The organism is Flavobacterium ponti (genome assembly GCF_042652765.1).
In the GTDB taxonomy this organism is placed as follows: domain Bacteria; phylum Bacteroidota; class Bacteroidia; order Flavobacteriales; family Flavobacteriaceae; genus Flavobacterium; species Flavobacterium ponti.
Map to the genome: position 1 here is coordinate 178,058 of NZ_JBHSGW010000025.1, position 24,373 is coordinate 202,430.

The 24,373-nt window shown below is 29.2% G+C and carries 23 protein-coding genes; 3 read left to right on the top strand and 20 right to left on the bottom strand.

The genetic code is table 11. From position 1 onward, the window contains the following. Window positions 1–73 precede the first annotated feature (73 nt). Window positions 74–484 (top strand): glyoxalase, encoded by a 411-nt coding sequence (locus ACFO3U_RS09095; RefSeq protein WP_379740933.1) that lies wholly within the window; start codon window positions 74–76, stop codon window positions 482–484. Here the strand turns inward: ACFO3U_RS09095 and ACFO3U_RS09100 are convergent. Next, window positions 461–1,132, bottom strand: coding sequence for a DUF2461 domain-containing protein (locus tag ACFO3U_RS09100; protein WP_379740936.1), 672 nt, complete (start codon window positions 1,130–1,132; stop codon window positions 461–463). The genes ACFO3U_RS09095 and ACFO3U_RS09100 overlap by 24 nt on opposite strands. A 155-nt stretch (window positions 1,133–1,287) precedes the next feature. On the opposite strand from ACFO3U_RS09100, the gene ACFO3U_RS09105 reads away from it, so the two are divergent. Then, entirely contained in the window at window positions 1,288–2,331 is a 1,044-nt protein-coding gene (locus tag ACFO3U_RS09105) for a T9SS type A sorting domain-containing protein (protein WP_379740939.1), read from the top strand. A 4-nt stretch (window positions 2,332–2,335) separates the two neighbouring features. Here ACFO3U_RS09105 and ACFO3U_RS09110 read toward each other — a convergent pair whose 3' ends face one another. The 19 genes from ACFO3U_RS09110 to ACFO3U_RS09200 all read right to left on the bottom strand — a co-directional run bounded on the left by ACFO3U_RS09110 (window position 2,336) and on the right by ACFO3U_RS09200 (window position 22,086). After that, window positions 2,336–2,728 carry an acyl-CoA thioesterase gene (locus ACFO3U_RS09110; protein ID WP_379740942.1) on the bottom strand — a complete coding sequence of 131 codons (393 nt, stop codon included), beginning with the start codon at window positions 2,726–2,728 and terminating at the stop codon, window positions 2,336–2,338. 39 nt (window positions 2,729–2,767) lie between these two features. Further along, window positions 2,768–3,367, bottom strand: a complete 600-nt coding sequence (gene hisIE / locus ACFO3U_RS09115) for a bifunctional phosphoribosyl-AMP cyclohydrolase/phosphoribosyl-ATP diphosphatase HisIE (protein WP_379742073.1) — start codon at window positions 3,365–3,367, stop codon at window positions 2,768–2,770. Between the two features lie 10 nt (window positions 3,368–3,377). Further along, on the bottom strand, window positions 3,378–4,133 hold the full coding sequence (gene hisF / locus ACFO3U_RS09120) for an imidazole glycerol phosphate synthase subunit HisF (protein ID WP_379740945.1): 756 nt from the start codon (window positions 4,131–4,133) through the stop codon (window positions 3,378–3,380). Between the two features lie 79 nt (window positions 4,134–4,212). Then, window positions 4,213–4,935: a 1-(5-phosphoribosyl)-5-[(5-phosphoribosylamino)methylideneamino]imidazole-4-carboxamide isomerase gene (gene hisA / locus ACFO3U_RS09125; RefSeq protein ID WP_379740948.1), complete on the bottom strand. Its 723-nt coding sequence runs from the start codon at window positions 4,933–4,935 to the stop codon at window positions 4,213–4,215. Between the two features lie 122 nt (window positions 4,936–5,057). After that, window positions 5,058–5,639, bottom strand: a complete 582-nt coding sequence (gene hisH, locus ACFO3U_RS09130; protein WP_379740951.1) for an imidazole glycerol phosphate synthase subunit HisH — start codon at window positions 5,637–5,639, stop codon at window positions 5,058–5,060. Then, a complete protein-coding gene (gene hisB / locus ACFO3U_RS09135) occupies window positions 5,639–6,775 on the bottom strand; it encodes a bifunctional histidinol-phosphatase/imidazoleglycerol-phosphate dehydratase HisB (protein ID WP_379740954.1) in 1,137 nt (378 codons plus the stop codon). Before hisB ends, hisH begins: the two co-directional genes overlap by 1 nt. After that, entirely contained in the window at window positions 6,768–7,817 is a 1,050-nt protein-coding gene (gene hisC, locus ACFO3U_RS09140) for a histidinol-phosphate transaminase (protein ID WP_379740957.1), read from the bottom strand. The genes hisB and hisC overlap by 8 nt, the downstream gene beginning before the upstream one ends. Further along, window positions 7,810–9,099, bottom strand: a complete 1,290-nt coding sequence (gene hisD / locus ACFO3U_RS09145) for a histidinol dehydrogenase (protein ID WP_379740960.1) — start codon at window positions 9,097–9,099, stop codon at window positions 7,810–7,812. The genes hisC and hisD overlap by 8 nt, the downstream gene beginning before the upstream one ends. Before the next feature lie 41 nt (window positions 9,100–9,140). Then, a complete protein-coding gene (hisG, locus tag ACFO3U_RS09150; protein ID WP_379740964.1) occupies window positions 9,141–9,998 on the bottom strand; it encodes an ATP phosphoribosyltransferase in 858 nt (285 codons plus the stop codon). Between the two features lie 252 nt (window positions 9,999–10,250). Further along, window positions 10,251–10,958: a VIT1/CCC1 transporter family protein gene (locus ACFO3U_RS09155; RefSeq protein ID WP_379740967.1), complete on the bottom strand. Its 708-nt coding sequence runs from the start codon at window positions 10,956–10,958 to the stop codon at window positions 10,251–10,253. A 2-nt stretch (window positions 10,959–10,960) separates the two neighbouring features. Next, window positions 10,961–12,058, bottom strand: coding sequence for an efflux RND transporter periplasmic adaptor subunit (locus ACFO3U_RS09160; RefSeq protein WP_379740970.1), 1,098 nt, complete (start codon window positions 12,056–12,058; stop codon window positions 10,961–10,963). 19 nt (window positions 12,059–12,077) lie between these two features. Beyond that, window positions 12,078–16,409 carry a CusA/CzcA family heavy metal efflux RND transporter gene (locus tag ACFO3U_RS09165; protein WP_379740973.1) on the bottom strand — a complete coding sequence of 1,444 codons (4,332 nt, stop codon included), beginning with the start codon at window positions 16,407–16,409 and terminating at the stop codon, window positions 12,078–12,080. 97 nt (window positions 16,410–16,506) lie between these two features. Next, complete coding sequence (locus ACFO3U_RS09170) at window positions 16,507–16,884, bottom strand: hypothetical protein (protein WP_379740976.1); 378 nt, start codon at window positions 16,882–16,884, stop codon at window positions 16,507–16,509. Between the two features lie 71 nt (window positions 16,885–16,955). Then, window positions 16,956–18,353 carry a sensor histidine kinase gene (locus ACFO3U_RS09175; protein WP_379740979.1) on the bottom strand — a complete coding sequence of 466 codons (1,398 nt, stop codon included), beginning with the start codon at window positions 18,351–18,353 and terminating at the stop codon, window positions 16,956–16,958. A 6-nt stretch (window positions 18,354–18,359) separates the two neighbouring features. Further along, window positions 18,360–19,028 (bottom strand): response regulator transcription factor, encoded by a 669-nt coding sequence (locus ACFO3U_RS09180; protein WP_379740983.1) that lies wholly within the window; start codon window positions 19,026–19,028, stop codon window positions 18,360–18,362. Between the two features lie 80 nt (window positions 19,029–19,108). Then, window positions 19,109–20,452, bottom strand: a complete 1,344-nt coding sequence (locus ACFO3U_RS09185) for a DUF3570 domain-containing protein (protein WP_379740986.1) — start codon at window positions 20,450–20,452, stop codon at window positions 19,109–19,111. A gap of 6 nt (window positions 20,453–20,458) precedes the next feature. Beyond that, window positions 20,459–20,668 (bottom strand): DUF4266 domain-containing protein, encoded by a 210-nt coding sequence (locus ACFO3U_RS09190; RefSeq protein ID WP_379740989.1) that lies wholly within the window; start codon window positions 20,666–20,668, stop codon window positions 20,459–20,461. Beyond that, entirely contained in the window at window positions 20,669–21,652 is a 984-nt protein-coding gene (locus ACFO3U_RS09195; RefSeq protein ID WP_379740992.1) for an FAD:protein FMN transferase, read from the bottom strand. It abuts the gene before it with no gap. Beyond that, window positions 21,652–22,086 (bottom strand): thioredoxin family protein, encoded by a 435-nt coding sequence (locus ACFO3U_RS09200; protein ID WP_379740995.1) that lies wholly within the window; start codon window positions 22,084–22,086, stop codon window positions 21,652–21,654. The genes ACFO3U_RS09195 and ACFO3U_RS09200 overlap by 1 nt, the downstream gene beginning before the upstream one ends. A 175-nt stretch (window positions 22,087–22,261) precedes the next feature. On the opposite strand from ACFO3U_RS09200, the gene ACFO3U_RS09205 reads away from it, so the two are divergent. Continuing rightward, window positions 22,262–24,349, top strand: a complete 2,088-nt coding sequence (locus ACFO3U_RS09205) for an LTA synthase family protein (RefSeq protein WP_379740998.1) — start codon at window positions 22,262–22,264, stop codon at window positions 24,347–24,349. Window positions 24,350–24,373 lie beyond the last annotated feature (24 nt).

Sequence of the window (24,373 nt, forward strand, 5' to 3'; positions counted from 1 at the left end):
CAATTAGTTTTTAATAACTTAAATAACCTCTAAGAAATTAGAGGTTATTTTTTTTTATCTTTAAAAGAAAAACATGGAAACTCGTGATGAATTACTTTTAGCACACAAAGGAACAGCAATTGGTATAATTACCAAAGACTCCTCTCCTGAAGAAAAATTTCAAAATGAAACACTAAGACCAATTCTAAAATTTCAAAATGATTTGTTTATTGAAGTTTTTAAAAATTATGCCATCAAACAAAAAGGTGTGTTTTTTACACTATCACCTGAAAAAAAAATGCATTACATTGAAAATACTATTCAAAGAGATATTAAATTCAGGAATTCATTAAAAGGAATTGTGATTGGTATGTTTACTGTTACTGAATACAAAGAATACATTCTCAATTCATCAAACTTAAACAAGCGAATGATGAATTTATTAATAGAACGCATTAAAAGTCAAATTCAATTATATGAATCAGTAGAGCGAAATGCCGTTTAAATCTGTAGATAAAACATCACTCATGTAATCAAAAAATGGTCGCATTGCTTTAAATGTGGCAATAACTTCATTTTCAAAATTTGGAGAAAGTACTTCTTTATTTGTAAACTTACGTGTTACTAAAAATTGTTTTTTTCTAATTAAATCAATATCAGGATGATTTTTGTCAAAATCTCTTGGAGCTGTTTTTAATTCTTCACCTTGTAATGATCCGAAATAATGTTTAAAATCATTTTGATTAATTATTTCTCTTAATTCTGAAGAATCTATTGCTATTTCCTTTCTTATTCGTAATAAATCTTCTTTATTAGGTTCCCAAAAACCACCACCAACAAATGAAGCATTATCTTCTATATGCAAATAATAACCTCCTCTAAGTTGCGGCTTTTGTCTAGTAAAACCAGCACTAAAATGAGTTTTATAAGGAGTTTTATCTTTTGAAAAACGTACATCTCTATATATTCTAAAGATTTGCATTTTTTCAATATTATCAATTTCACTTAGTTCATTTTTTATGCTACTAAAAAATGATTTAATTTCTTTTTGCTCTTTTTCAAATCTAGTTTTACTCACTGTAAACCACTCTCTATTATTATTTTGTTTTAAATCAATTAAATAGTCTAAAATCCCTTTTGATAGTGTTTTCATAATGTAATGATTTTATTTTTTACGGTTTTACCGCATTTTTTTTATTAACAGTGTTTTTTTTTAACTTTTTGTTTAAAAATGAATTACATTTACTTTTTATCGATTAAAACAAACCTTTAATCGGATTTTGTTCCAAATTAAAAAGCAACCTACTTATGAACAACAAATTATTTCTATTAGTGTTTTTATTCTTAACAAAATTCTCTTTTTGTCAAGTTGTAGATGTTATTACAAATTTTAATTCTGCTGGAATCACAAATCTTGTTCACAAAGATAATTACATTTATTTTACTGCTTATAGTCACAAAAAAGTTTACAAATTTGATTATACATCTTCTACTCCAACTGTAGAAATAGTATATCAATTTAATGAAAACCCCAATTTTATTTATACCAAAAATAATATTTTATTTGTAGGTGTTGAAAGTCCTTATAAAACTTATAAAATTGATTTAAATTCTCCTAATGTTCAACCTATCGTTTTAGCAACGATTGCTGGACCAATGGCACAAATAAACAATGATTTATATATTGGTCAATATGTAGCTGAGAAAATTTCTAAAATAGATCTTTCAACTAATGTGCAAACGGATATCTTAACGGGTTATAAACCTAATTTTTTTGCTATACATAACAACGAACTATATTTTACATCTAATACAGCAAATGCTTTATATAAATACAATTGTGGATTCAATAATGTAACTTCAATTTTAAGTGGTTTAAATTATGCTTCTGGAATAGTTTTAAACAATGATAATTTATTTATTTGTGAAAGTTCTGGAAATACAATTTCTTATTATTCAAATCCTGGTTTTCAACTTGAAAGTAATATTCAATTACCTCCAAGCTCTTGGCCAAATGGGATAACAATTGTAAACGATTATTTATATTTTATTCAAACAGTATCTGGAAAAATATCTAAAGTAGCTTTGAATTCTTTAAACAGTGTAACTTTAGCTGATGATTCTTTCACGAAACCAAATGCTGAGTTAGTTTCAGTTTACCCAAATCCTTCTAATGGAATATTTACTATCAAAAGTGAATTAGAAGTCAGTAATGCTAAAATCTATGATTTAAACGGAAATCAAGTTTTAAATGCTCCAATTACTAATAAAACAATAGATGCAGGAAACCTAAGTAGCGGAACTTATCTTTTAAATGTTAATGGTAAAACTACAAAAATAGTTAAGATTTAAAATTTTATCTATCTTTTAGTCGGTTTACAACATATTCTACTTCTGTTTTTCCGTGAGGTTTAGGCTTTCCGTCTTGTCCTAAATTAACCATAGTTATGTTATCAATAGTAATAATTGTTTCATGAGTCATTTTATTGCGAACTTCACACTTTAAGACAAGAGATGAATTTCCAAATTTTACTACTTCCATACCAATTTCAACAATATCACCTTGTTTGGCAGAACTCATAAAGTTGATTTCACTCATGTATTTGGTAACTACCTTGTTATTTTCAAATTGAATAATCGTATATAAAGCCGCTTCTTCATCTATCCATGAAAGCAATTTTCCTCCAAATAAAGAGCCGTTAGCGTTTAAGTCTTCGGGTTTTACCCATTTTCTAGTGTGAAATTTCATATTGAGCTTATTAGGTTAAGCAAGTAAATTTACAAAATATTATTTTTTTCTTTGTTTTAAAACCGAAATAACATCATTTAATTGAAAACCTTTAGCTTGTAATAAAATTAAGTAGTGAAACAATAAATCTGCACTTTCTGAAAGAAATAAATCATCATTAGAATCTTTGGCCTCAATAACAACTTCAACGGCTTCTTCTCCAACTTTTTGAGCAATTTTGTTAAATCCTTTTGCAAATAATGAAGCTATATAACTTGAATCTGGATTAGCATTTTCTTTTCTATCCTTTATAGTTTTTTCTAATTTTGAAATGAATCCATATTCTTGATTATTGGTTTCTTGCCAACAAGTATCTGAACCAGTATGACATGTTGGTCCAACTGGATTTACTTGAATTAACAATGTATCATCATCACAATCTTTTTTTATTGAAATCAAGTTTAAAAAATTGCCACTCTCCTCACCTTTTGTCCATAATCTGTTTTTAGAACGACTAAAAAAAGTCACTTTATTGGTTTCTAAAGTTTTGTCTAATGCTTCTTGATTCATATAACCCATCATCAAAACATTTTTAGTCTCATTGTCTTGAATTATGGTAGGAGTTAAACCATCCGTATTTTTTGTAAAATCTATTTTCATTATTTTATTTTTAAATTCTAATTGGAATTTTCTTTTCATTTAAATATCTTTTTAATTCAGGTATTTCAATTTCTTGAAAGTGAAAAACACTGGCTGCTAAGGCAGCATCAACTTTTCCAAGCATAAATGTGTCTGCGAAATGTTGCATAGTTCCAGCTCCACCAGAAGCAATGATGGGAATATTTACTATTTCAGATAATTGTGCTAAGGCTTCATTGGCAAATCCTTTTTTAGTTCCATCGTTATTCATGGATGTAAATAAAATTTCTCCAGCTCCTCTTTTTTCTACTTCAACAGCCCAATCAAATAGGTTTAATTCCGTTGGTAACTTTCCTCCTACTAAATGCACTATCCATTCTCCATTGATTTTTTTAGCATCAATAGCAACTACTACACATTGACTACCATATTTTGAAGCAATTGCGTTAATTAAATCAGGATTTTTAATAGCTGATGAATTAATGGATATTTTGTCAGCACCATTGCGTAATAAAACATCTACATCAGCAACCGATGATATGCCACCACCAACGGTAAACGGAATATTGATAGCTTTTGCGACATTTCTAACCAAATCAACTAATGTTTTTCTTCTTTCTTCAGTAGCTGAAATATCTAGGAAAACTAATTCATCAGCTCCTTCTTTTGAATATTTTTTAGCAAATTCAACAGGATCACCAGCATCTTTTAAGTCCACAAAATTGACACCTTTAACTATTCTTCCATTTTTGATGTCTAAGCACGGAATTATTCTTTTTGTTAGCATTTTTTTTTAGTTATCAGTAATTAGTAACTAGTGATTAGCTTTCAAAAGAGGCTAATTACTAATTACTAATTATTTTTTACTAGTTACTTATATGTTTTTCTAATTGTTTTAAAGTGATTCTTCCTTCATAAATGGCTTTTCCTATGATGGTTCCTTCGCAACCTAATTCGGCTAATTTTGGTAATTCATCAAAAGTTGAAATTCCTCCTGATGCAATTAATTTAATGTTTTCACATTCAATTATAATCTCTTTATATAAATCAAAACTTGGTCCTTCAAGCATTCCGTCTTTAGCAATATCTGTACAAATTACATACGAAATTCCTTCTATTTGATAACTTTTAATAAAAGGAATTACTTCTTCTTTACTCTCTTCTAGCCAACCTGAAACGGCAATTTTTCTATTATTAGCATCAGCTCCAAGCATTATTTTGTCTGTTCCATATTGATTAATCCATTCTTTGAACAACGTTGGATTTTTAACTGCAATACTTCCTCCAGTTATTTGATTGGCTCCACTTTCAAAAGCTATTTTTAAATCTTCATTCGTTTTTAAACCACCACCAAAATCGATTTTCAAATTGGTTTTTAAAGCAATTTGTTCTAATACATTGTGATTGATTATTCTACTCGATTTCGCTCCATCTAAATCAACTAAATGTAAATACTCAATTCCATGTGCTTCAAAGGATTTGGCAACTTCTAACGGATTTTCGTTATATATTTTTTTAGTGTTATAATCTCCTTTGGAAAGTCGAACACATTTACCTTCTATGATGTCTATAGCTGGGATTATTCTCATTTTTATATTTATTTTTTTTGGAACACAGATTTTTAAAATTTGAGAAATTTATATAATCTTATTATTTATTATATTTTAATAGTTTCTCTTATTTCTCAAATCTGTGTCCTTCGCTTTAGTTATTATAAGTTTAGAAAGTTCATTAAAACTTGTTCTCCGAACTTTCCACTTTTTTCAGGGTGAAATTGGACTCCAAAGAAATTGTCTTGATGCAGAGCTGTACTATATTCTTTTTCATAATTGGTTGTGGCAATAGTATTCTCATTCAATGGAACATAAAAACTGTGCACTAAATACATGAATTTATTCTCTTTAATATCTTGAAATAGAGTTGATTTTAAATTGTAAATTGTATTCCAACCCATTTGAGGAACTTTTACTTTATTTGAAAATTTTATAATATCAACTTCAAAAATTCCAAGTCCTTTTGTATTACCTTCTTCAGTTGATTTGCACAACAACTGCATTCCTAAACAAATCCCTAAAACCGGTTGTTTTAATGTTGGAATTAGTATATCTAATCCTCTTTCTTTGAGTTTTTTCATCGCACTACTCGCTTCACCAACACCAGGAAAAATGACTTTATCTGCTTTTTGAATTTCGTTCCAATCACTACTCAAAATACCATTAAAACCTAGTCTTTCAAGAGCAAATTGAATGCTTTGAATGTTTCCAGCACCGTAATCAATTATTACAATATTCATTATAACATTCCTTTTGTTGATGGTAAAATCATTTTTTCTACATCACGTTTAACAGCTACTTTTATAGCTTTTGCGAAAGCTTTAAAAATCGCTTCAATTTTGTGGTGTTCGTTTGTGCCTTCAGCTTTTATATTTAAGTTAGCTTTTGCACCATCAGTAAACGATTTAAAAAAGTGATAAAACATTTCGGTTGGCATTTTTCCAACCATCTCACGTTTGAAATCTGCTTTCCAAACTAACCAATTTCTTCCTCCAAAATCAATCGCTACATGTGCTAAACAATCATCCATTGGTAAACAAAAACCATATCTTTCAATTCCTAATTTCGTTCCTAAAGCTTTTGCAAAAACTTGACCTAAAGCAATTGCTGTATCTTCAATAGTGTGGTGTTCGTCAATTTCTAAATCACCTTTTACTTGAATATCTAAATCCATTTGTCCATGACGAGCAATTTGGTCTAACATGTGATCGAAAAAGGCAATTCCAGTTGAAATATTGCTTTTTCCAGTTCCATCCAAATTTAAAGTGATTGAAATATCAGTTTCATTAGTTTTTCTTTGAATTGAAGCCGTTCGATTTTCCAACTTTAGAAATTTATAAATCTTTTCCCAATCATTTGTTTCTAAAGCGATTATTGGTTGTAATTCTTCTTGTTTTACAGAGATTTCGGTAGTTCCTAAATTGGTGTTATCGTTTATAAATATTGCTTTTGAACCTAAATTCTTTGCTAATTCTACATCAGTTAATCTATCACCAATTACAAATGAATTTTCTAAATCATACTCCTCAGAAAAATAATCTGTTAATAATCCTGTTCCTGGTTTTCTGGTGTTCTTGTTTTCACTTGGAAATGATTTATCAATAAATACTTTATCAAAAGCAACTCCTTCATTTTCATAGGTTTTCATTATAAAATTGTGCACTGGCCAAAACGTATCTTCTGGAAATTTATCAGTTCCTAAACCGTCTTGATTTGTTATCATAACCAATTCGTAATCCAATTCTTTGGCAATTTTACTCAAAAAAGGAATACATTTTGGATAGAAAATCATTTTATCAAACGCATCAATTTGTTCGTTTTGCGTTTCTTTGATTATGGTTCCATCTCTATCGATGAATAATACTTTTTTACGCATATTGTACCGTTTTTAAAAGTTGAATTACTTTTTCATTTTCTTGTTTTGTTCCAACAGTAATTCGCAAACAATTATCGCACAAAGGTTGATTACTTCTGCTTCTGACTACAATTCCGTTTTTAATAAATTGTTCGTAACGTAAGTTTGCATTATCCACTTGAATCAATATAAAATTTGCATCAGAAGGAATCACTTTTTCAATAAAAGTAATCTTTTTAAGCTCTTTTGCCAACCGCTCTCTCTCAGTTATTATCTTTTTTACTTGAAATTCTAAAGTACTTTGTTGGATTTTTTTAATGGCTTTTTCTTGTGAAAGCACATTGATGTTATAAGGTGGTTTTATTTTATTCAGAATTGAAATTATTTTAGCAGAAGCATACAATAAACCTATTCGAACTCCAGCCATAGCGTAAGCTTTAGATAGTGTTTGGCAAATTACTAAATTGGGATAATCTTTTAGCAATAACAACCAACTGTCTTTCTCAGAAAAATCAATATAGGCTTCATCAATCAAAATCAAACCATTAAAATTACTCAACAAGTCAAATACAATTTTGTCTGAAAAAGAGTTACCAGTTGGGTTATTTGGAGAACATAAGAATAAAATTTTCGTGTTTTTATCTGTTTTGTTGAGAATAGCTTCAGCATCAGGTTGAAAATCATCATTTAGCAACACTGCTCTATTTTCAACAGCGTTTAAATTAGCCAAAACTTCATACATTCCATAAGTTGGTGGTAAAGTGATTACGTTGTCTTTATTTGGCTCACAAAAAGCTCTAAATAACAAATCTAAAACTTCATCACTTCCGTTTCCGATTAATATATTTTCAACTTTTACATTTCTCTTTTCAGCAATAAGCTCTTTTAATTCTAGTTGTTGTGGATCAGGATAACGATTTAAACCATTATCAAAAGGATTTTCGTTAGCATCCAAATAAATCATTTCATGTTTAAAATCCTTGAATTCATCTCTCGCAGATGCATAAGGTTTCATTTTTAAAACATTTGTCCTTGTTAATTTATTGATATCGAAATTATTCATTTTTTAAAGTCTTTAGTCTAATTGAAACGGCATTTTTGTGAGCTTCTAATCCTTCGGCTTCAGCCATTAATTCTATAGCTTTTCCAATATTTTGGATTCCTTTTTTTGAAATCTTTTGGAAAGTCATCGCTTTTAGAAAACTATCTAAATTGACACCATTATAACTTTTTGAGAAGCCATTTGTTGGCAACGTGTGATTGGTTCCAGAAGCATAATCACCAGCACTTTCTGGAGTATAATTTCCGATAAAAATAGATCCTGCATTTTCAACATTCTCTATAAAATAATCTTCATTTTTAGCACAAATAATGAAATGTTCAGGTCCATATTCATTGATTAATTTTAAAGCTTTCTTTTCTGTTTGCATTAAAATTAATTTAGAATTTTCAATAGCAACTTTTGCAATCTCTTTTCTTGGCAATTGTTCAATTTGAAGATATATTTCTTTCTCAACAGCTTCTAGCAGTTCTTCTGAAGTGGTTACTAAAACGACTTGACTATCTTTTCCATGTTCCGCTTGACTCAATAAATCAGAAGCCACAAACGAAGGAATTGCGGTTTCATCAGCGTAAACTAATAGTTCACTTGGTCCAGCTGGCATATCAATTGCAACACCATTTTGTGATGCATATTGTTTTGCTGTTGTTACAAATTGATTTCCAGGTCCAAAAATTTTATAAACTTTATCAATTGTTTTTGTTCCAAAAGTCATGGCAGCAATAGCTTGAATGCCACCAACTTTATAAATTTTAGTTATACCACAAAGTGAAGCTGCATATAAAATTGCTGGGTCAATAGTGGCATTTCTATCTGGTGGTGTACACAAAATAACTTCTTTGCAGCCTGCAATTTTAGCTGGAATTGCCAACATTAAAACCGTTGAAAACAAAGGAGCAGAACCACCAGGAATATAAAGCCCTACTTTTTGAATAGCTCTTTTTTCTTGCCAACATAAAACTCCTTCAACAGTTTCAACCTTTACTTTTTCTGTAATTTGAGCTAGGTGAAATTTTTCAACATTAGCTTTTGCTAGTTTAATAGCTTCTTTTAGTTCGTCTGATAATAGAGTTGCTGCATAATCAATTTCAGCTTCTGAGACTTCCATTGTGTTTAAAATAATTCCATCAAAATAGGAAGTATATTTTGAAACAGCTCTATCACCTTTTCTCTTAACTTCATTAAAAACTTGTTTTACAATTTCTTGTGTATCTTCAAATGATTGTGTTGGTCTTTTTAAAATTTCTGACCATGTTTTAGGTTCTGGATTGTATATTTTTTTCATATTTTAGCCTTTTCTCTTTGTTCTTTCTTCTATTCTCTTTTTTATAAAACCATTTTTTCGATTGGACAAATTAATATTCCTTCAGCTCCAGCTTCTTTTAATTGGTCAATTACTTCCCAAAAAGTATCCTCTTCAATTACTGAGTGTACACTACTCCAACCTTTTTCAGCTAAAGGCATAACTGTTGGACTTTTTAAAACAGGAAGAATATTACTAATATTATTTATTTTATGATTTGGAACGTTCATTAATATGTATTTTGATTTTCTTGATCGTAAAACAGATTGTATTCTGAATTGAAGTTTATTCAATAAAGCTTTAGCTTCTTCAGAAATTTGTGGAGAAACGGCTAAAACTGCTTCACTTTGTAAAATAACTTCTACTTCTTTTAAACCATTTTTAAATAATGTACTTCCACTTGAAACAATATCCACGATTGCATCTGATAAACCAATATTTGGAGCAATTTCAACCGAACCTGATATTTGGTGAATATCAACTGTAATTCCTTTTGAATTGAAAAAATCTAAAACTGTTTTGGGATAAGACGTTGCAATTCGCAATCCATTTAAATCTTGAATAGTATTGTAATCAAAAATTTTTGGAACGGCTACAGAAACTTTACATTTAGAGAATCCTAATTTTTCAGCAATTTGAATATTTTGTCCTTTCTCGACTAGAAGATTATCTCCAACAATGGCAATATCAACAACTCCATCAATTAAATATTGAGGAATATCAGAGTTTCTTAAATAATAAACTTCTAAAGGAAAATTGGAAGCGGTAACTTTCAGTTGGTCATTTCCATTATAAACTGAAATACCACAATCTTTTAAGATTTGGATACTTTCATCGTGAAGTCGACCTGATTTTTGAATAGCAATTTTTAACGTGTTCATTTTTATTTTAGTTTTTAAAAAGTACACCAAAGGAGTTTAAAAAAATTGCTTAGCAATAAAAAACCCGTTTGATGTACTCAAACGGGTTTCTGATTTATATGGATTAATTACATAGCATCATTACTTCGCTTGAGCGTAGATATGATGATGGTGATGTAATTGAATTATAAACATAATTTCTGTTTTTTAACAGTGCAAATCTAACAACTTAATTTTTGAATAAACAAATTTTTATGAAAATTTATGTTTTGTTTAAGCTAATTGTACTCCAAAAACATGTCCAACTAAAGCAGTTAAAACCATAGCAATTGTTCCCCAAAAGGTAACTCTCAATACTGCTTTTGTTACGTTTGAACCACCTGTTTTTGCTGCTAAAGCCCCGAGAAAAGCTAAAAACAAGATTGCTAATCCATAAAGCCAATATTCCATGCTTTCAATTGGTAAAAATAAAGTCACTAAAAAAGGTAAAGCTCCACCTACAACAAACGAAGCCCCTGAAGCTAACGCTGCTTGCAAAGGATTAGCTTGATTGATTTCATTAATTCCTAATTCGTCTCTTACGTGAGCTCCTAATGCATCGTGCCCAGTTAATTCTTTTGCTACTTGCAAAGCTGTTTCTTTTTTCAAACCTCTCTCTTCATAAATCTCGGCTAAACGTTGCAATTCCAATTCTGGCATTTCTTCCAATTCTATCTTTTCACGTTCTATATCAGCTTTTTCGACATCGGTTTGAGAACTTACCGAAACGTATTCACCAGCAGCCATTGACAAAGCACCAGCTACTAATCCTGCTAAAGTTGCTAAAATTACTGGTTCTCTAAATTCACTAGCAGCTGCAACACCTATTGCAATACTTGAAGTTGATAAAATTCCGTCATTTGCACCTAAAACAGCAGCTCTTAACCAATTACTTTTGTGAATATAATGGTTGTGTAAGTAGTTTTCTAATTCATTTTCCATAATTAATAGATGTCAAAAACTCCTTTTACTAAAATTTTTGAGTTTTGGTTTATTTTATTATTAGTTTCAATTTCAATAAAATCAGCTGACAGTTCACCTGTTTTTACACCTGTTTTTTCAAAGGAATAAGTTTTATTTTCATTTGATATCAATAAAAGTACATAATTTTTCTCATTTTCTGTGATTAAAGCATCCTTTGGTATAGCTAGCCCTTTTTTAGAATCAGTTAAAATGGTTGCTTCCACAAACATACCTGTTAATAATCTTTGTTTAATAGTATTGTCTAAATGACCATGAATCATAATGGTTCTGTCATTGCCTTCTATTGATTTTCCTACTAAAACTACTTCTGCTTTAAATATTTCTTTTGAAGCTTGTGGCACAGTAAACTCAATTTTTTGACCCGTTTTTACTTTTAAAATGTCTTTCTCAAAAACGGCTAATTCTACATGCAAATGATTGGTATCCACAATTTCTAAAATCACATCAGAAGCAGCCATAAACATGCCAACATTTGCACTCATAACGGTTACATCACCAGCAATCGGAGCATAAATAGTAATGGTTGATGTTAAATTGCCTTTTCGTACTTGTTCTGGAGAAATATTCAACAATTGTAGTTTTTTCTTTAAACTTTGGTACATGCCATTAGTTCTTTTATATTCACTTTCAGCTTTTAGATAGTTTTTTTGAGAAGTGATTTTTTCATCATACAAGGTTTTTTGTCTATCGTATTCCGATTTTAAATAACTAATTTGTTCAGCTACTTCTAAATAATCTTTCTGAATATCAATAAATTCAGTGTTTTCAAGCGTAACTAAAGCTTGTCCTTTTTTTACTTTATCACCAATTAATAAATGTGTTGTTTTAACATAACCTCCTAAAAAAGAAGTAATTTTGGCTCTGTTTTCAGGTGGAACATCTATTTTTCCTGTGGCTTTTATACCAACATTGAAATCTTGCTCTTTTGGTGTTCCAATTTCTAATTTTGAAGATTGAAACTGTTCGTTTGAAATCGTAATCAAACCATCATCTACTAGTTCAAGTTGCTTATTTTCATTGTTTTTGCATGAAATTATGGCAACAGAAAATACTATCATATAGAAAAAATTTTTCATCTTATTGTATTGTTATGTGTTGTAATTGTAATTGGGTTAAATTGTATTGTAATAAAGCATCTAAATAATCAATTTGGATTGAAGTAGCATTATCTAGACTTAGAATGTATTCAAAAAAGTCAATTTCTCCATGTTTATAACTCATATTAGCAACTTTTAGAATTTCTTCTGAAAGCTTTTTACCATATTGATCATAATAATTAATGCTTTCTTTATATTGATCTAACTCCAAATTTTTTTGTTTTAAATAAGCTTCGATTTTAAGCATTTCATTTTCTTTTTGAGTTTCCCAACTTTGTAATTCTAATTTTGCTACTTTATTTTTTGAGCTATTGTAGAATAAAGGAATACCAATTCCAACTTGAAAACCATATAACGATGATGATAATCCTGTATTCTTTCCTTGAAAATATTGCAAGTGAATGTCCGGTAAAGCTTGTTGTTTTTGAAAACTAATTTGGTTTTTATAAATTTCTATAATATTCTGATAATATGTATCATAAAGGTCTTTATTACTAGTAGTACTTATAATATTCTTTAGTTCTAATTCACTTGTACTTATGTTAATTTTTTCTTCTGATTGAACCAAAACTTGCAACATTTCATATAATCCAGTCTTTTCTTTTTCTAACTGAATTAATTGGGTATTTATTTGACGGAATTTGGCTTGAGCTGTAATTTTTTCTAGGTAATTACTTTCTCCTAATTCAAATCTTCTATCACTTGCTTTTGAGAAATTTTGGTATAAACTATCCAAATACTGATACAATTTTTGCTTGTGCTGCACATAAACAATTTGGTTGTATTTTACAGAAATTTCATTGGCCAACTGATTTTTTTGAAGTGCTAAACTTGATTTTTCTTTTTCAAATTCAGCTGTCAAAACTTTTTTATGAGCTCCATAAACGGTTGGAAAAGCAAATGTTTGTTGAATTCCAAACACTTTTAAAGGTTCGTTATTTATAGCTAAATTATTTTGATCATAACTGTAATAAACCATTGTTTTATCAAAAGAATAGGCTGACTTAATAGAAGTTTCGGCTTTGTCTACTTGTAATTGTAACGCTTTAATGTTTTTATTGTTTGCAATACCTTTTGAAATTAAACTATCTAGTTCAGCAGTATTATTTTGTGAAAATCCAAAACTTGTAAGAAAGAAAAAAGCAATAACATAAGTACCTGTTTGATGTTTTTTAAATTTTGGTTTTTTAAATTCTTTGACATCTAAAATTTTATAAAGAATTGGTAAAACTAACATCGTTAATAATGTTGCGGTAAATAATCCACCAATTACAACGGTTGCTAATGGTCTTTGTACTTCTGCTCCAGCTGATGAAGAAATTGCCATTGGTAAAAACCCTAATGCAGCTGCACTTGCTGTTAATAAAACAGGTCTTAATCTATCAGTTGTTCCTTTTAAAATTAATTCATTGATATCTTTCATACCTTGGTGTTTTAGTTCTTTAAAATGTTCGATTAATACAATTCCATTTAAAACGGCAATTCCGAAAAGAGCAATAAATCCTACACCAGCTGAAATACTAAAAGGTAAATCACGAATCCATAAGAATAAAATTCCTCCAACAGCAGATAATGGAATTGCTGAATACACCATCAAAGCTTCTTTAATCGAACCAAATGCAAAGTATAACAAGATAAAAATCAAAGCTAAAGCAATTGGAACAGCAATCATCAATCGGTCTTTTGCGCTTTGTAAATTTTCAAATTGTCCACCATAAGTTACTCTATAACCTGTTGGTAATTTAATTTTTGTATTCACAATTTTCTGAATATCATCTACTACACTTTGTAAATCTCTATTTCTAACGTTAATTCCAACTACAATTCTTCTGTTGGTATTATCTCTTGAAATTTTTGCTGGTCCAGTTGTATATTCAATTTCAGCTAATTCTTGCATTGGAATTTGATTTCCATTTGGAGTAGAAACATATAAATTTTGAATATCTTGAATATCTGTACGATTGTTTTTATCCGAACGAATGACCATATCAAAACGTTTTTCACCTTCGAAGACAGTTCCCACTATTTTTCCTGAGAAAGCTAGTGATAAAACATCATTTAAATCGGCAATGTTCATTCCGTATTGTGCTATTTTGGAACGGTTATAGTTGACAGCCATTTGAGGTAAACCTTCTGTTTTTTCGATAATAATATCAGAAGCTCCTTCTACGTTTTTAATCGCTTTAGCAATTTCATCCGCTTTTTTTGCCAAAATCTCTAAATCGTCTCCAAAAACTTTTACAGCAACATCTGAACGTGTTCCAGAAATTAATTCGTTAAAACGCATCTCAATAGGTTGTGTGAATTCGATTTCCATATTTGGAATCTTTTTTTCTATGGCTTCTTTGATTTTATCAGCTAATCCATCTTTGGTATCCGCTGAAACCCATTCTGATTTTGGTTTCAACTTGACAATTACGTCACTTTCTTCCATACTCATTGGATCGGTTGGTACTTCGGCTGCTCCTATCCTACTGACTACTTGTTCTACTTCAGGAAAGTTTTTCAGAATAATTTGTTCTATTTTAGTTGTAGTTTCAATAGTCTTGGATAAAGACGTTCCTGTTTTTAAAACCGGTTGAATCACAAAATCACCTTCATCTAAAGTTGGAATAAATTCTCCACCCATAGTTGTAAACAATAAAATTGCTGTAACTAATAACCCAACTGCTCCATATAAAACTTTTTTAGTGTTATTCAAAGCCCAATTTATAGAAGGTAAATACCAAGAATTCAATTTGTTAATCAATCTATTGGAAAGTGAATTTGGGTTTTCTTCTTTAGGTTTTAAAAATAAAGATGAAATTACTGGAACATAAGTAAAACAAAATAACATAGCTCCAACCAATGCAAAACTAAAAGTCATTGCCATTGGTTTAAACATCTTTCCTTCTACACCAGAAAGCGATAAAATAGGAATGAATACAATTAAGATAATTAATTGACCAAAAACAGCTGAATTCATCATTTTTGAAGCACTTTTATATGTGATTTCATCAATTTGAATCTGTCTATCTTCTTTTGACAATCCAACTAAATGCTTGGATTTATGAGCGATTTGGAAGGCAATAAACTCGACAATAATGACGGCTCCATCGATTATTATTCCAAAATCAATAGCACCTAAACTCATTAAATTGGCATCAATTCCGAAAATATTCATGAACGAAATGGCAAATAATAAACACAACGGAATAACTGAAGCTACTACTAAACCGGAACGCCAATTTCCTAATAACAAAACCACTACAAAAATCACAATCAAACAACCTAAAATAAGGTTCTCTGCTACTGTAAAAGTCGTTTTTCCTACTAATTCACTTCTTTCTAAAAATCCGTTGATGTAAACTCCTTTTGGTAATGTTTTTTCTATTTCTAAAACTCTTGCTTTGACATCATCAATGACTTGTTTTGAGTTTCCTCCTTTTAGCATCATGACTTGTCCTAATACTTTTTCACCTTCTCCGTTTCCAGTTATTGCTCCAAAACGATTGGCTGCACCATATTTTACATTGGCAACATTCTTAATTAAAATTGGATTTCCATTTGAAGTTTTAATTACAATGTTATTAATATCTTCAATAGATTTTACTTTCCCTTCACCACGAATGAAATAACTTTGATTGGTTTTTTCGATGTAAGCACCACCAGCGATACTGTTGTTTTTTTCTAAAGCTGTCAAAACATCACTTATTGCAATGTTCATGGACTTTAACGCAGAAGGAACAACAGCTATTTCATATTGTTTTAGATATCCACCCCAAGTATTTATTTCCACAACACCTTTTATGCCAGATAATTGACGTTTAACAACCCAATCTTGTAAAGTTCTTAAATCAGTCACAGAATATTCGTCTTTATATTCTGATTGTACTTCTAATGTGTATTGATAAATTTCACCTAAACCCGTTGTGATTGGTCCCATTTGTGGAGTTCCAAAACCAGCAGGAATTTTTTCAGAAGCTGATTTTATTTTTTCAGCAATTAATTGTCGAGGTAAATACGTTCCTATTTCATCATTAAAGACAATAGTTACAACGGATAAACCAAATTTTGAAACCGAACGTATTTCTTCCACACCTGGCAAATTAGCCATTTCTAATTCTACTGGATAAGTGATATATTGTTCAATATCTTGTGTAGAAAGGTTTTGTGAAGTTGTGATCACTTGCACTTGATTATTAGTAACATCAGGTACTGCTCCAATTGAAATTTGGGTTAATGAATATATTCCAAAACCTAAAATTCCGAGTGTAAATAAAATAATTATGAATTTATTTTTTAGACTGAAAGCTATTATTTTTTCTAACATTTTTATTAAATTGAAAATTAAGAAATAGTACTTACTTGATTTACAAATAAATACAGATGTTAATGTAGAAATTATCTATGTTCTACTCAATATTATGTTAGACCAATTTAGGTGGAAGCCAAAAAGAAGTAAATAAATTTGACTTGAATGAATTTTTATAGAAAAAAGATTTCTTTACTTTAAAAGTTGCTTTTTTATATAAAAGTTGGAAATTCAATGTAGTCAAAGTAAAAAGATGATTTACAGTATTATCGAAGGTTTTAAAAGGTAAATCTTGATGCTCTTTTTCATTATTCTCAGTATTTTTAGAATAATGAAATTTTAAAAATTGAGTAAATGAACTAGAATAATTTGTTAAATCATCCTTGTGTTCTTTATAATGTTCTATTAAGTTAGGTACCTTCAATAATTGCCCTATCGATGTGTTGGCACACATAAATACATTTATTAGAAAAAGGGCAACTATTCTGTTCATAATATAAAATTAGTACCTTTAAATGGATACACTACAAATTTACATATTATATGAATATGAAAACTTAAGTTCTACTTAGGATTTTCTATAGGAAAACTTAATTTAACTTCAGTTCCAACTCCGATATTACTATTTATATCAATTTCAATTTGTAATAAATCACATAATCTTTTAACGATAGATAATCCTAATCCAGTTCCTTTAACATCAGGATGTTCCATACTTTTAGATCTGTAGAAAGCATTAAAAATTTTATGTTTATCATCTTCAGAAATTCCTACTCCTTCATCTTTAATAGTGCAAATGATGTGATTGTTTTCTTTAAAAAGTTTTAAATGAATTTTTGAATTATCATTGGAATACTTCAAGGCATTTGAGAAAAGGTTGCTAATAATAGTTGAGACTAAATTATAATCAGAATTTATATAGTAATCATCATAAAATTGATGCGTAATTTGACAATTTTTCTTATTTGTTTTCTCTGAAAACCTTGCTGAAGTATCTAACAACAAAGCATTTAGCAATAAATTTTCTGATTTAATATTTTGTTTTTCATTTTCAAATCTAGCTAAAAGTAATAATTCATCTACAATTTTATTAACACGGTTTACTTCATTAATACAGAAATTAATTTTTTCTTCATATTCTTGTTTTTCTCGAGGTTTACGAATAAGAACTTCAAGTGTTCCTTTAATAATAGCTAAAGGTGTTCTTAGTTCATGAGAAGCATCTGAAGTAAATTGTTTTTCTCTTTCAATATCATTTTCAATTCGGTTTAAAAGTTTATTTATAGTATCTGATAACTCATATAGCTCATCTTTATTTTCAGGAAGTGCTATACGCATATTCAAATTATCTTTTGTTATTTTATTAGAAGTTTGGATGATTGTTTTAACCGGTTTTATGCTCCTTCCCACAATGAATCTTGCAACTAAAAATAATATTCCTAAAACCAATGGAAAAGCTATTAATAGTGTAAAACGCAAATTTCGTAAAACAAGATTTGCATCTTCTAAAGGCATAGCAATAATGATATAACCTACTGTTTTATCTTTAAAGTTGATCTCTATTTGAGTTTGTCTAATGGCAATTTTATCTAATTTTGAATCAAAATAAGTGGGTAACTTTTCTTCTGATTTGTGAAAAATAAGCTGAGATTTTTTTAAATTAGGTGATTTATCAAACATTTTTCCTTCTGCATCAGCAAACTGAATAAATATAGGATTTACATCTAAAGTGTTATGCTCTTTTTCTTTCCACTCATGTAAATCAATCAATTTAAAACCGTCATTTGATATAGCAATTTCATCAAAAATTTTTATTTTTTCAACTGCAATATCATTTTCAATATGTCTATAAACAGATTCTTTGACACTTATATAGATAACCGTAAACACAACAGATATCAATAACCCTGTAGTTACTATATAATAAAGAGCTATTCTATTTCTGTATGAAAATGATGGCATGATAAATTAGTTTAAATCATTAGCTATGTATCCAACACCTCGAATGGTTTTAATTAAATCATTTTCTTTATTAAGATTTAATTTTTTTCGAATTGCATTCATAAAAACATCAATAACACTTGTGTCATATTCAAAATTAATGTTCCAAACGTCTTCAATGATTTGGTTTCTTGTACAAACTTTTCCTTTATTTTTAATTAAATAAGTCAGTAACTCAAACTCTCTTTGTGTCAAGGAAATTTCTTTATTATCAACAAGGACTTGGTATTTTAATAAATTTATTTGAATGCTACCTAAAGTAAGTATATCGAGAGCATTATTTTTTCGGAAATATACCTTTATTCTTTCTAATAATTCTTCAAAACTAAAGGGTTTTTTTATATAATCATTTGCACCAGCTTGTAAGCCTTCTATAGTTTCTAGAACAGTATCTCTTGCTGTTAGAAATAGAATTGGAACATCAATATTAGTTTTTCTGATGGTTTTACAAACTTCAATACCCGAAATTTTTGGCAACATCCAATCTAAAAGAATTAAATCAACAGGTACCGTAAGTGCTAAATCTAAACCAAATTGTCCGTTAGAAGCGGTTAAAACATCATAACCTTCTTCTTCTAAACCTTGTTTTAGAAAATTGGCAATTCCAATTTCATCCTCAATAATTAAAATTTTCATATTGAATTTATTATGGTTTAAAATTACAACGAATCAAATTGTTTATGAAGTAAATATAAAATCTTAATGATAAATTAAGTTTACATTACAAATTTGAAACCAATACTTCCAATATTTGCATTTAAACCATCACTTCTGGCATAATGATTAAATCTGAAATCGATATTTTTTAAGCCAAATTTCCAAATTTGAAAATTTGTAAAAATATCTACATAGTTTACACCAAAACCATATTGATTGGCATTGAAGGTCGACAAGTCATAATCAGAAGTATAAAATTCTTCCGTTGAAAGATGTTTTTCAAAAGCTGCAAAATATTTAGATTGCTGCTGGGTGTAATATCGATACATTGGAAAAACCGTGAACTTATCAGATATTTTTATAGGTAATTCGATACTTGCTGTGTGAGATGTTATGTCCCAATTGTCCCAATAATACCTATAATACGTTCGAATAGTTACACGTTCATTTAAATAATAATTCAAACGTGCTCCAATAGGAATTTTTGTTCTGGAATCTGGTAAACGTTCAATGTCATCTGCTAATTTGTAAACCCCTTGATTTTGTGTTGTTTCATAAACCGGAATATATTGGGCTTGACCTACATAATAATCTGCTTTATCTGCAAAATGAACTCTATGATAAGGTGTTGAAAGCAATCCTTGTTGTTGAATTACATCAAAAAACAAAGAGAATTGCATATTTTTTGTCGCTACTTGAGAAAAACCAAATGAAGCTGAATACGAATTACGGTTTACTTTATCGATAGTTGAAAACATTGATGGATTGTAAGAATTTGTTGAAGTTCCGTTTTCATCAATTACATTATAAAAGAATCTATTGTCTGCAAAGTCAATTAGCTCTTTTGGGTAAATGGGTCTCCATTGATCTAAATATACATTGGCTTTTAATGAAAGTTCAGTGTTTTTATTATTGAAAAGTTTAGCAATTCCACCTCCAAAACCAATGGAAGTATAATCATATTCATTAGAGAATGAAACATCAGCATTCCAAACAAAATTTCTATCATCACTTGAATGACTATAATTTGCGACTAAAGATGTCAGCGCATCAGATTGAGAAGCTCCAGAAGAAGCTTGCCAGGGATTTGTATTCGTTTTATCGTATGGATTGATATTACTTGAAGATGCTGAAGTATAAGCAGAAATTCCAGCATCAAAAGTCAGAATATCATCTTCATTCATGGGTAAGGAAACCACAATGTTTGAAGCCACATCTGTTAAATCTTCTGAACCCATTCCACCAGAAACTGCTGAATGCACTCCATCTTGTTTATAATAACTCAATAAAAAGTCAACTTCAGTGCTTTCTAAAACACGTTTTTTATAAACAATACTATCATTTTCTTGAGCAAATGATATGGAAATATTGCAAAGTGCAAATAAAATTAATAGCTTTCTCATAATTAATTAGTTACAACCACAACCACCACCTGTTTTTCCACCATTAGCACCAGCAGCAGCTTCTCTATATACTTGAAAAGCTGTTTCATATCGTTCAGAAGTTTGAGCAGATAGTTTCATGCTTGTATCGTTAATGTTCTGCATGTCATATTCTTTTACTGCTTTACAAGATTGTAAGCTTATCAAAACGACTGCAACAATGATTATTTTTTTCATCTATTCGTATTTTTTTAAATCAATATTTTTTGAAGCATGAATTACTCCTTTATCATCTACAATTATACAATCAATACCGTTAATTTGATTGACAAAATCGAGACCAACTTCAACTCCCATAACAAAAATACCTGTTGCCAAAGCATCTGCTAATTCTGTTTGTTTAGCAAAAACAGATATACTTACAATTCCACTTGCTGGATAACCTGTTCGTGGATCAATAATATGAGAGTATCTTTTTCCATCAAATGTAACAAATTTTTCATAACTTCCTGAAGTTTCTACAGCTGTATCTTCTAATGGAAAAGTAGCAAATACTTTGTTCTTATTCATTGGGTTTATAATTCCTATTGTCCAAAGTTTTCCATCAATCTGTTTTCCCCATGTACTTATGTCTCCAGAAACATTTACAATTCCAGCTACACATCCTTTAGATTGTAATAATTCTTTGATTTTATCAGCAATATAACCTTGTCCTATTCCACCTAAACCCAACTTCATTCCCTTATTTTTCAAGAAAATAGTCGTGTCCTTTGCATTTAAAATAATATTTTTATATCCTACTTTTGCTACTGATTTTTTTATTTCTTCAGCAGTAGGCATTTTTTTCATACTGCCATCAAATTTCCAAATTTTATCCATTGAAGCATATGAAATATCAAAAGCTCCATCTGTTAATTTTGAAATTCTAATAGCTCTTTCCACTAAACTATAAACTTCTAAATCAACTTTTACAGGTTGAATTCCTGCATTTATGTTAACCATAGAAATTTGTGATGTAGGAATCCAATCTGAAATTAAATTTTCAATTCTTTTTACTTCAGCAATTGCATCTTCTGTATAAATGTTACCTTCTATACTATCTTTTGCAACCACTGTAATATCAAAAGGACTTCCCAAAAGAGATGCCTTTTTCTTGTAAGTAATTTGACCAAAACTTATATAAGAAAAAAGTGACAATATGCTAACAAAGAAAAACTTCACTATTCTTTAAAGGATTTTAATTTTGCAATATACTCTTTAGCGTCAATCTTTTCATAACCCATTATTCCTAAAACTTTACCTTCATGGTTCAGTACAATAACTTTAGGAAAACTACCTTCTGGATTATAAATCTCAGCTAATTCTTGATTGGCTTTTGTTTGAGCTTCTGATAATGCATTAGCTTTCTTTTTTGGAAAATCAGCTTTTAATAAAACCCAATTTTCAGGAGCTTCATTTTTAAATTCATCAGATTGCCAAATTGTTCTGTCTAGCTTAATACAAGGTGCACACCAATCTGAACCTGAAAACACTAAAATAATATTTTTAGATTCTGAAGTAGCTTCTTCTTTAGCTTTTTCAAAATTGGTTTTCCAGTCTTGAGCAGAAATTAGCGAAGTTGTTAAAAAACAAATGATTAATAATACTTTATTCATGATATCAATTTTTATTCAAAATAACGAAATTAAAACTTTAATCGTATAAGATTAGAATTATTTTAAGCTAATCTTAAGGTTTTACTTATTTAAGATTAAGCAAATATTAAGCCAATCTTAATTTAATAATTAACAAGCTAAAATACCTTTGAATCACTATATTTATTAATGTTCTATGAATTATTCAAAATATTTTGCACCCTTTAAAAACCTTGGTTTATTTTATTTATTACTTGGATTTATTTTAAGAATTGTACTTCTCTTTCATCCTATAACCCAAACAAAATTTGGAGTTTTAGCACTAGTTAAAATTTTTACGTTAGGATTAATATCTGATTTACTTGTTTTTATTGTGGCAAGTGTTTTTTTATGGATATATCTCATTTTTCTTTCGGATTCTAAATTCAATAAACCTTGGGGTTATGTTCTATTTGGAATTTATTTGGCTTTGCTAATCTATATTTTATCAGGAAAGACAATTTTAAATGAATATGGTGGTGTTCTACCTACTATAGGAATTGTATTTATTGGAATAAAAACAGTATTAATAGGTCTTTTATTATTGCTTCCTAAACAGAGAAGAACAATAAGATTAGCTGTTTTCTCCGTAACTATTTTCATTTTTGTATTAATCCTAATTCAAAATGCAGTTAGCGAATTCTTCTTTTGGAATGAATTTGGAGTTCGATATAACTTCATTGCTGTAGATTATTTAGTATACACCAATACAGTCATTGGAAATATAATGGAATCTTATCCTGTTGTTCCATTATTCACAGCTGTTGGATTAGTTGCTTTAGTTTCAACTTATATTATTGTAAAAAAATCTAAAATATATTTAGAAAATATTCCAACTTTTATTGATAAATTAAAAATAATAGGAATTTATGGTTTGTTGTTGTTTGTGTCCTTAAAATTAATTCCAGTTTTGGCTAAGCAAGAAAATTCACCCAATGTTTTTACCAATGAATTACAAGCCAATGGAATTTACAAATTTTATGGTGCTTTTATGCATAGTGAATTAGATTTCTTTAAGTTTTATGAAACTATACCAAATGAAGAAGCTTATGCATTATTGAAAAAACAAATTCCTACAATTCAATCTAATTCTACTCTAAGAACTATTCAGTCTGATTCAACTGAAAGAAAAATGAATGTGGTTTTAATTACCATAGAAAGTTTAAGTGCAGAATTCATGAAAATGTATGGCAATGAACAAAATATAACACCTTTTTTAGATTCTTTAGCCTTACAAAGTTTAAATTTTTCTAATTTATATGCCACAGGAAACAGAACCGTTCGTGGTTTAGAAGCTATGACTTTGTGTATTCCTCCAACTCCTGGTGAAAGTGTGGTAAAACGTGAAGACAACAAAAACAAATTTAGTACAGCTAGTATTTTTCAGAAAAAAGGCTATCAAACTAAATATTTATATGGTGGTGATGCTTTTTTTGACAATATGCAAGATTTTTTTAGCGGAAATGGTTATGACATTGTAGATAAAAGCTCATTTTCTGAAAACGAAATCACCTTTGCAAATATTTGGGGTGTTTGTGATGGAGATATGGCAAACAAAGCGATAAAAACCATGAATGAAGAAGCTAAAACGGGAAAACCATTTTTTAATCATTGGATGACCGTAAGTAACCACAGACCTTTTACCTATCCTGATGGAAAAATTGATATTTCTCCAACTATAAAATCGCGTAATGGTGGTGTGAAATATACCGATTATGCTTTACGTCAGTTTTTCAACAAAGCTGCAAAAGAACCTTGGTTTAAAAATACCGTTTTTGTAATTGTAGCAGATCATTGTGCTTCAAGTTCTGGAAAAACGGAATTACCTATGGATAAATACAGAATTCCTGCTATGATTTATGGACCAGGATTTATTAAACCCGAAAATAATAAAAAATTAATGTCACAAATCGATTTAATGCCAACACTTTTTGGATTGTTAAATTTTGATTATGAAAGTAAATTTTATGGACAAGATGTTTTAAAAGACGTTTACCAACCTAGAGCTTTTATTGCTACATATCAAGATTTAGGATATATAAAAGATAATGTTCTAACGATTATTTCTCCAGTAAAAAAATCAAAACAATTTGCTTTAAAACAATTAGATAATTCCAAACTTCAAGAAGATTATAGAATTTTCTATGAAGAAACACTAATGACCTCAAAACGACAAGATTTAATTAAAGAATCTACGGCTTTTTATCAAACAGCTTCTGATATGTTGATGCACAAAAAATATTAAAAGAATAAATAAAACCGTAACATT